An 8895-nucleotide genomic window follows, 5' to 3' on the forward strand; every position below is an offset into this window, starting at 1 on the left:
AGGGTATTGGCGCAACTGGGAAGGAAATCAGTCGTTCGTTGCCGGGCGCATGGCGTTGCCCAAAAGCGAGGATAAAGTCTCGACGTTCGTCCGCGCGGCGACCCACTTGGGCAAGTCCGTCCGCTGTGCCGATTCCGAACGCTCGTTCACCCCGGTTGCGGCGACCGGCGACCCGAAGGCGAAAAGAGCTCGGCTGCGGCGATATATCCAAGGGATGCTTGCCCGCTACTATCGAATCATCCTGGTTCAACGTGTTATCCAATCATCCCGGGCGCCAATCGGCGTACCGGTTATGCTTTTTGCTGAGTATTTCATCTCAGACTGTCCAAATCTGCGCGATAATGTCTTCAAAAGATCCAATAGGGCAGGAGTCGGATGTGAAGCGAAGAAATTTCGACTTGATACCGAATCTAAGTACACCCTCTCGTCTAGCGACGTAACGTTATAGAATCATCTGGAGTAGCTTGGTGCGCGATGAGACCTGAAGAAATTAAAGCTCTGGCATCTATCATCAGTGGCGTCGGAACCGACAGCTTTGGGAGCACTATTGACTCAGGATTGAGGAGGAAGGTCAAATTTGATATGAGCTGCGCATTTCTTTTTGGGTTCAATCATGATGCTATCGTGGTGCATGATGGGTACGGAGGCTCCATTCCCGAGCAAACTCTAAGTTCCTACGTGAGAGGGGGCTATTTACTGGATCCGTTCTATGTCGCCTGTATGAATGGTCATCCGGCGGGTCTTTGGAGGATGAGTGCCCTGGCGCCGGACAGCTTTTTTTCTTCTGGCTTTGCTATTTCAAAAGACATTCATCCATGCGTTTCTTCAGAGCATGGCACATCGGTCGACGAAGTTGGATTCATAGTACCCATCCGTCCTCAGTTAGCAGTTGTATACTCCCTTATGAAATATGCAGATGGTGGCCCCTTTCAAAAATGGGAAATGCAGGAGCTTGCAGCCATCACGCCAATAATAACATCTGCATTTGAGTTGCATTGTCGTATCAACTATAACGAGGTTATCGTCAACCCTGAGCGCGCTGACATTGAGATGGAAGATGCGTTCATGGGGATGATGCGTGGTCAGCTGACAGACGCGCAGAGGCAGGTTGCCAAGTTGATTCTTCAAGGTCACAGTAGTGCTTCGATTGCCAGTAGATTAAGAATTTCTGATGGCACGGTTAAAGTTCACAAACACAACATTTATCAGCGGTTGAATATTTCAACCAATGCTGAGTTGTTTCGCCTGTTCATAAATTATTTGGCCAAGGCCTCCTAGGTAGATGGTCATTCCAAGCCGACGTTATGAAGGGCCAGGTCAACATAGTGTTTAAAACGAAGCGCCGTCGGTTATGCAGCGGAATGAGTGCGGGATGATACTATTTCCTTTTTGGATGGCTTTGCCCTGCCTGACCGCACGCAATTATAGCGGATCTCTCTTGATGGAGAGTATCCAAAATAGGCTGTGTAACACTTGCTGAAGTGGCTTGGGGAGACAAATCCACAGGCCACGGCAACTTCAATGATTGGCAAACTTGAATGTTGGAGCAGACGACGCGACTCCGTAACTCTAAGTTCTAGGTAGTAACGTGCCGGGCTCGTGTAGAGCTGCTCTTTGAATAAGCGCTCTATTTGTCGGTTAGATTTGTTCGCGTAACGAGATAACTGCTCCAGTGACAGGGGTTCTTCTATGTTGGTTTGCATGAGATCTAATACTTCACGAAGAGGTTCACTCACTTTTTTATGAGCAGAAGGACTTGTTCTTTTGAATTGAGTCTCCTCAAATGCAAGGATGTCTATAACCCCATCGGCAACCTTTCCTCCATGAGTCTTCCTAATCCATTCAAGAACCATGGTCAACGCGCCTGATGGGCTAGCAGCAGTCAGCCGATCTTCGGTGACCGTAAAACTATCGTTCGTAACGACACAGTCCTTGGCCAATTCCGATAGAGCTGCTCTATGCTCTGGGTGTATTGCGCATCGGTATCCATTGAGCAATCCTGCTTCACCAAGAAACCACGCACCGCTCCATAGGCCAGCTAAGGCACTCCCACATTCTGCAACAATATGAGCGGCCTCTCTCAACGCTGGGTAGGTCTGTAGCGGCGTTCGCAGGCCCCCACATATGACGAATAGATCGAGGTCTACAAGGTTCAACCGCGTTAGGGCCTCTGTTGGATGAATGATAAGGCCTAAATCGCTAGCAACTGCCGCGCCATCCACAGTGAAAGTTCTGGTGGAGAACGCATCATGGGTGATTAAATTTGCGGTAACCAATGAATCTAGAACCTGCGTAAACGCTGGTAGAGAGAAATGCTCTAAAAGGAGAAATCCGACTTTTTTGTTATGTGGTTTAGATTCGCCTTTGTCTAAAATTTTAAAATTTTTCGTTTCGGTGGATTGGCTAAAAAATCTTCTTCTTGTCATAAGTCACCTACATTGGGGTCGTCTCAGAAAACGGAAAATAAAGCACGCTAAGCCGGTTGCAGCGGCCGTAGCGGCCTGAACTTGCCCGCGCCGATCTTGGCGCTGCTGCGCCAGAGGTAATCGCCGGTCAGGTTGATGTGCTCCCAGCCGAGCGGCGACAGGTACTGCAACAGGCCGTCATCGACGGCTTGACCGTGGCCACGCAAGGCGTTCGCGGCCCGCTCCAGATAGACCGTGTTCCATAGCACGATGGCCGCCGTCACCAGGTTGAGGCCGCTGGCCCGGTAGCGCTGCTGCTCGAAGCTGCGGTCGCGGATTTCCCCCAGGCGGTTGAAGAACACGGCGCGGGCCAGCGCGTTGCGCGCCTCGCCTTTGTTCAGCCCGGCATGCACGCGGCGGCGCAGCTCGACGCTTTGCAGCCAGTCCAGGATGAACAGTGTGCGCTCGATGCGTCCCAGCTCACGCAGGGCGACGGCCAGGCCGTTCTGGCGCGGGTAGCTGCCAAGCTTCCTGAGCATCAGCGAGGCCGTCGCCGTGCCCTGCTTGATCGAGGTGGCCATCCGCAGGATTTCATCCCAATGGGCGCGGACGTGCTTGATGTTGAGCGTGCCGCCGATCATCGGTTTCAACGCCTCGTAGGTGGCATCGCCCTTCGGGATGTAGAGCTTGGTGTCGCCCAGGTCACGAATGCGCGGGGCGAAGCGGAAGCCCAGCAGGTGCATCAACGCGAAGACGTGGTCCGTGAACCCTGCCGTGTCGGTGTAGTGCTCCTCGATCCGCAGGTCGGATTCGTGATACAGCAGGCCGTCGAGCACGTAGGTCGAGTCGCGCACGCCGACGTTCACGACCTTGGTGTGGAACGGCGCGTACTGGTCGGAGATATGGGTGTAGAACGTCCGCCCTGGGCTGCTGCCGTATTTCGGATTGATGTGGCCGGTGCTCTCGGCCTTGCTGCCGGTGCGGAAGTTCTGGCCGTCCGACGATGACGTGGTGCCGTCGCCCCAATGCTCGGCGAAGGGATGTCGGAACTGCGCGTTGACCAGCTCGGCCAGTGCCGCCCCGTAGGTTTCGTCGCGGATGTGCCAGGCTTGCAGCCAGGCCAGCTTGGCGTAGGTCGTGCCGGGGCACGATTCCGCCATCTTGGTCAGGCCCAGGTTGATCGCGTCGGCGAGGATCGTGGTCAGCAACAGGTTTTTGTCCTTGGCCAGGTCGCCTGACTTCAGGTGGGCGAAGTGCCGGGTGAAGCCCGTCCATTCGTCTACCTCCAGCAGCAATTCGGTGATCTTGACGTGCGGTAGGATCATCGCCGTCTGGTCGATCAGGGCCTGTGCGGTATCGGGCACCGCCGCATCGAGCGGCGTGATCTTCAGGCCCGACTCCGTGATGATGGCGTCCGGCAGCTCGTTGGCCAGCGCCATGCGGTTGACGGTGGCGAGCTGCGTTTCCAGCAGCGTCAGCCGGTCATGCAGGTACTGGTCGCAATCGGTGGCCACGGCCAGCGGCAATTCGCTGGCCTGCTTGAGGCTGGCGAATTTCGCGGGCGGCACCAGGTAGTCCTCGAAGTCCTTGAACTGGCGCGAGCCTTGCACCCAGATGTCGCCGGAGCGCAGCGCGTTCTTCAGCTCCGACAGCGCGCACAGTTCGTAGTAGCGCCGGTCGATGCCGGTGTCGGTCATCACCAGCTTCTGCCAGCGCGGCTTGATGAACTCGGTCGGCGCGTCGGTGGGCACCTTGCGGGCGTTGTCGCTGTTCATGCTGCGCAGCACCTCGATGGCGTCGAGTACGTCCTTGGCGGCGGGCGCGGCCCGCAACTTGAGCACGTCGAGAAATTCCGGCGCGTAGCGGCGCAGCGTGGCGTAGCTCTCGCCGATGCGGTGCAGGAAATCGAAGTCCTCGGGTTGCGCGAGCCGCTGCGCTTCGGTGACGCTCTCGGCGAAAGCATCCCAGGACATGACGGCCTCGATGGCGGCGAACGGATCGCGGCCCGCTTGCTTGGCCTCGATCAGCGCCTGGCCGATGCGCCCGAACAGCCGCACCTTGGCATTGATCGCCTTGCCGGATGCCTGGAACTGCTGCTGATGCTTGTTCTTGGCGGCATTGAACAGCTTGCCCAGGATGCGGTCATGCAGGTCGATGATTTCGTCGGTGACGGTGGCCATGCCCTCGATGGCGAGCGCCACCAGGGTCGCGTAACGCCGCTGCGGCTCGAACTTCGCCAGGTCGGCGGGCGTCATCTGGCCGCCCTCGCGGGCGATCTTGAGCAGCCGGTTCTGGTGAACCAGCCGCTCGATGCCGGAGGGCAGGTCGAGCGCCTGCCACGCCTTGAGGCGTTCGATGTGTTCCAGCATGTGCCGCGAGTTCGGTTTGACCGGGGATTGCCGCAGCCAGGCCAGCCACGTCGTCTTGCCGTTGTCGCGGCGCTTGAGCAGATCGTCGAGGCGACGGCGATGCACGTCCGTCAGCGGCTCAGCCAAGGCGTCGTAGAGACGCCGGTTGGCGCGGGTAATCGCTTCGGCGCTCGCCCGCTCGACGGCGTTGAGGGCGGGCACAATGACCGACTGCCGCCGCAGGTGCTCGATCAAGGCTCTGGCCAGCACGATGCCCTTGTCGGTTTGCATGGCCAGCTCGGTCAGCAACTGGACAGCCTGCCGGTAGTGGCCAATCGTGAACGGCTGGAAGCCGAACACCGTTTGCAGCTCGACCAGGTGCTCGCGTCGGGTCTGCTCACGCTGCCCGTACTCGTCCCAGCTTTCGATGCCGACCTTGAGCTGGTTGGCGACCAGTCTCAGCAATGGCGGGAACGGTGGCTCATCAGCGCCAAGGATGACGCCGGGAAAGCGCAGGTAGCAGAGCTGCACCGCGAAGCCCAGCCGATTGGCCGGGCCGCGCCGCTGCCGGATGATGGAGAGGTCGCTTTCGCTGAACGTGTAGTGACGGATCAACTCATCCTTGGTGTCCGGCAACGCCAGCAGGCTTTCGCGCTCGGCGGCGGAGAGGATCGAACGGCGGGGCATGCGGTTTCCTTCTTCTTGAAAACGTAGGTTTGTGACAAGCCCGCCAAGGCAACCGGCGCGGCACGGGAATCAAGGCATTGCGATTCTCGAAAATAGTTCTTGAAATTCTATTCTTGATTGCATATCATCTCAACGAGTTTCGATAAGAAAGGATGCCCATGCGACCGTCTGTTGTGCTTGACATGAAGCGAAGCGCAGTGCGTGAAGCGGTAGGCCGCTTTCGCGCCGCGAACCCGCGCGTCTTCGGCTCGGTGCTGCATGGCACCGACCGGGATGGCAGCGACCTCGACCTGTTGGTCGATGCGCTGCCCGGTGCCACGTTGTTGGACTTGGGCGATTTGGAAGAAGAACTGAAATCGCTGCTCGGCGTTGACGTCGATCTGCTGACTCCGGGCGACCTGCCGCCGAAGTTCCGGGCCAAGGTGCTCGCGGAGGCGCAACCGATATGAGCGAGAACCGCCTGCCCGATTACCTCGACCACATTCAGCAGGCCGCAACCGATGCGCGCAGCTTCGTGGAAGGGATGGCCAAGGACGACTTCTTGGCCGACAAGCGCACCCAGCAGGCCGTCATCATGAGCCTGATCGTCATCGGCGAGGCGGCCACAAAGGTGATGGATGGCTACGTCGAGTTCACCCAGGCGCATGCCGACGTGCCGTGGCGCAGCATGCGCAATATGCGTAATCGCATGGCTCACGGCTATTTCGACATCAACCTCGATGTGGTGTGGGAGACGGTACAGGAATGGCTGCCGGCGTTGCTCCAGCAATTGCCCGCCGTGCGTCAGGATGCCGACGATGAAGACCGTAACGACAAAGGCATGGAGCCATGACCAATCAAGCCGCCGATGTTCGGCCCCTCTGGCGTGTTCGATCCCGCGACCTATGAGCCGCGCTCGGGCAAGACCTTCTGGATGGCCGCAACGGACGTGAGTTCGCTGGTGGGCAAGGAGGCAGCAGCCGACACGCTCATCGGCAACTGCACGACCGCACGACCAGCCTCCCGTTCAAATTCGAGTTAGAACTCATATCCAGCCTGTCTGGGGGCACTGTGAAAGAGGGATCTCCGATGACTGTTGAATCGAGAATATTTTCTGTAGCCGAGTATGTTCAGCCGTCCGAAGGCGAGCCTATTCGTTCCGTTGTGCTTGAAACCCGAGACTCAATTATCGTGGTTTGGCATGTCCATCCCGGGCAGGAAATTGCGGCTCACATTCATCCTCACGGCCAAGACACGTGGACTGTTTTGTCGGGAATGGCTGATTACTTTCAGGGCAATGGGATTGTTCGTGCCCTCAGGGAAGGTGAGATAGCCGTGGCAAGACCGGGCCAAGTGCACGGGGCGCGAAATACAGGTACCGAGCCATTTGTGTTCGTCTCGGTTGTGGCATCAGCCAATGCCGGTTTCGTATTGGCTGAGCGATAGAGCCCAATCTCTGGAGTTGGTCCAATGAGCGGTCGGGGAGATAGGTAACAGACATGCAGCGGACACGGCTGCTAAACCAGGTCGCAAACCTCCTTGCGTCGCAGCGTGCCGCAAGCGACGCGATCAATCGAATGGGGTCGGCATGAGACTGAACACCATCCAGTTCCCGACCGCGTAGCCGCCTGTCCTGCCGATCAGGTCTTGACCATCGACGCCTGGGATCAGTCCTGAATGTTCTTGGAGACCACTACGTTATGAGCCGCAGCCGCCGCAAAACACCCATCGTCGGGCACACGACCTGCGGCAGCGAGCGCGAGGACAAGAAGCTCTGGCATCAGCGCTGGCGCACCCGTGAGCGCACGGCGCTGACCAGCGCGTCGCCCGAAGCCCTGAGCGCCCATCTGCCCCTGCTGGAAAACCAGGCCAGCAGCGTCTGGTCGATGGGCAAGGATGGCCGCTCCTACTGGCCCGTCAAGCGCCAGGCCGCCACGGCGGATCGCATCGCCAATCACAAGGGACGCAACCCGCAAGAACGCGCCTCCCTGAAAAAGCGCCTGCTGCGCAAGTGGATGAGCAAATGAAGCTCTCCTTCCATCAGCACATTGCGCTGTTCTGGATGATCGGTGCTCCGGGCGTCTTCGCGCCCGTGATCGAGAACGCCAAGCGGCCCGATGCCGGCGCCGTCATGGCGTGGGGTGTCGCGATCGTGGCGGTGATGATCCTCTTCACCCCTTTGCTGCTGCGCTGTCCACCATTCCGGCGCTGGTATGGCCGGACGGATGCGCTGTCGGAGCGGCAGCGCCAGGCGCTTGCCGAGCGCGGCCTGCGCCGCTACTACCAGACCGCTTTCGATGACGGCTACGTGCCCCGCGTGATGCCCTACGTGTGGCGCATCATCTGGACGGTCGGCGGGTTGATGGCTGTGACCGCCGTACTGCCTACCAACACCGGACGGCCAGCCTTCGATGCCTTGGTGGTCTTCTCGACCTGGTATCCGATAGGCGTGATGCTGCTGGTTTTCGCGTCGAGGCCCCTTGGCCGGTTGATTCGCCAAAGAGCACAGGAGCGGCGGAAATGAGCACGTCAACCATCGAGGCGCTGGCCAGCGCCTGGGCAAGGATTGCCGAGGAAGCGGAATTCCCCGCTGACTACGAGGGGACTGCCACACCACAAGCGCATCGGGCTAGCGAAGCTATTCAGGAGCAGATTCGGGAGCGCATCGTCGCCACCAACGACATGCGGCTGTTCAGCCTGCTGCACCTGCTGGGTCAGGCGTCGCTGCGCATGGAGCAAGCGCTGTGGCCGGAGGATTACGAGCGGATGACGCGCGAGGTTGAGGAAGCCCTGCGGCAAGCCACCGACGCCAACGCCAGATCGTACACCCACGAAGAAGTGATGCAGGCGATGCAGGAACGCATCGACCGGGCGCGAGACAAGCCATGTTGATTGGCTATGCGCGCGTCTCGACGCAGGATCAGAACCTGGAGCTGCAACGCGAAGCCTTGAGCAAGGCCGGATGTAAAAAGGTCTTCGAGGACAAGGTGAGTGGCACGCGGGCAGACCGGCCTGGCTTGGCCAAGACGCTCGAAATGCTGCGCGAAGGCGATACTTTGGTCGTCTGGAAGCTCGACCGGCTGGGCCGGTCGGTCAAGCAACTGGTCGATCTGGTCGGCGATCTGCACAAGCACGGTGTCCAGTTCAGGAGCCTCACCGACTCCATCGACACCGGCACACCATCCGGGCGGTTCTTCTTCCACGTCATGGCGAGCCTTGCCGAAATGGAGCGCGAGCTGACCGTCGAGCGCACCCGCGCCGGGCTGGAAGTCGCCAAGCAGCTCGGCCGCAAAGGCGGCCGCAAGCCGAAGATGACCGACAGCAAGATCGAGTCGGCCAAGAAGCTGCTGGCCAGCGGGGTGCCGCCCAAGGACGTGGCCAAGAACCTCGGCGTGTCCATTCCGACGCTGTACCGCTGGGTGCCAGCCTCCACGCACGCTTAGCGTGCTTTATTTTCCGTTTTCTGAGACGACCCC

10 protein-coding genes are annotated in these 8895 nt (G+C 59.1%); 8 read left to right on the top strand and 2 right to left on the bottom strand.

The annotated features are described in order from the left end of the window. Window positions 1-474 precede the first annotated feature (474 nt). Window positions 475-1278: a helix-turn-helix transcriptional regulator gene (locus APH34_RS24255; RefSeq protein ID WP_054903288.1), complete on the top strand. Its 804-nt coding sequence runs from the start codon at window positions 475-477 to the stop codon at window positions 1276-1278. Window positions 1279-1349: 71 nt separating this feature from the next. Here the strand turns inward: APH34_RS24255 and APH34_RS28935 are convergent, their stop codons facing one another. After that, window positions 1350-2426: a GlxA family transcriptional regulator gene (locus APH34_RS28935; protein ID WP_082422876.1), complete on the bottom strand. Its 1077-nt coding sequence runs from the start codon at window positions 2424-2426 to the stop codon at window positions 1350-1352. A gap of 47 nt (window positions 2427-2473) precedes the next feature. Next, window positions 2474-5440, bottom strand: coding sequence for a Tn3-like element ISPa38 family transposase (locus APH34_RS24260; protein ID WP_003100881.1), 2967 nt, complete (start codon window positions 5438-5440; stop codon window positions 2474-2476). A 158-nt stretch (window positions 5441-5598) separates the two neighbouring features. On the opposite strand from APH34_RS24260, the gene APH34_RS24265 reads away from it, so the two are divergent. The 7 genes from APH34_RS24265 to APH34_RS24290 all read left to right on the top strand — a co-directional run bounded on the left by APH34_RS24265 (window position 5599) and on the right by APH34_RS24290 (window position 8862). Continuing rightward, window positions 5599-5889 carry a nucleotidyltransferase family protein gene (locus tag APH34_RS24265; protein ID WP_001247892.1) on the top strand — a complete coding sequence of 97 codons (291 nt, stop codon included), beginning with the start codon at window positions 5599-5601 and terminating at the stop codon, window positions 5887-5889. After that, entirely contained in the window at window positions 5886-6272 is a 387-nt protein-coding gene (locus APH34_RS24270) for a DUF86 domain-containing protein (protein ID WP_003100872.1), read from the top strand. Before APH34_RS24265 ends, APH34_RS24270 begins: the two co-directional genes overlap by 4 nt. Before the next feature lie 236 nt (window positions 6273-6508). Beyond that, window positions 6509-6865, top strand: coding sequence for a cupin domain-containing protein (locus tag APH34_RS28940; RefSeq protein WP_003465043.1), 357 nt, complete (start codon window positions 6509-6511; stop codon window positions 6863-6865). 254 nt (window positions 6866-7119) lie between these two features. Further along, on the top strand, window positions 7120-7446 hold the full coding sequence (locus tag APH34_RS24275) for a hypothetical protein (RefSeq protein WP_003100858.1): 327 nt from the start codon (window positions 7120-7122) through the stop codon (window positions 7444-7446). Beyond that, on the top strand, window positions 7443-7943 hold the full coding sequence (locus APH34_RS24280; protein WP_003100856.1) for a hypothetical protein: 501 nt from the start codon (window positions 7443-7445) through the stop codon (window positions 7941-7943). Before APH34_RS24275 ends, APH34_RS24280 begins: the two co-directional genes overlap by 4 nt. Beyond that, entirely contained in the window at window positions 7940-8311 is a 372-nt protein-coding gene (locus APH34_RS24285) for a hypothetical protein (RefSeq protein ID WP_003100853.1), read from the top strand. Before APH34_RS24280 ends, APH34_RS24285 begins: the two co-directional genes overlap by 4 nt. Then, the gene (locus tag APH34_RS24290) at window positions 8305-8862 is read left to right on the top strand and encodes a recombinase family protein (RefSeq protein ID WP_003100847.1); all 558 of its coding nucleotides are present in this window, start codon (window positions 8305-8307) and stop codon (window positions 8860-8862) included. The genes APH34_RS24285 and APH34_RS24290 overlap by 7 nt, the downstream gene beginning before the upstream one ends. The last annotated feature ends 33 nt before the right edge of the window (window positions 8863-8895 follow it).

It is taken from the genome of Pseudomonas sp. NBRC 111131, assembly GCF_001320525.1.
GTDB classification, from domain to species: Bacteria; Pseudomonadota; Gammaproteobacteria; order Pseudomonadales; family Pseudomonadaceae; genus Aquipseudomonas; species Aquipseudomonas ceruminis.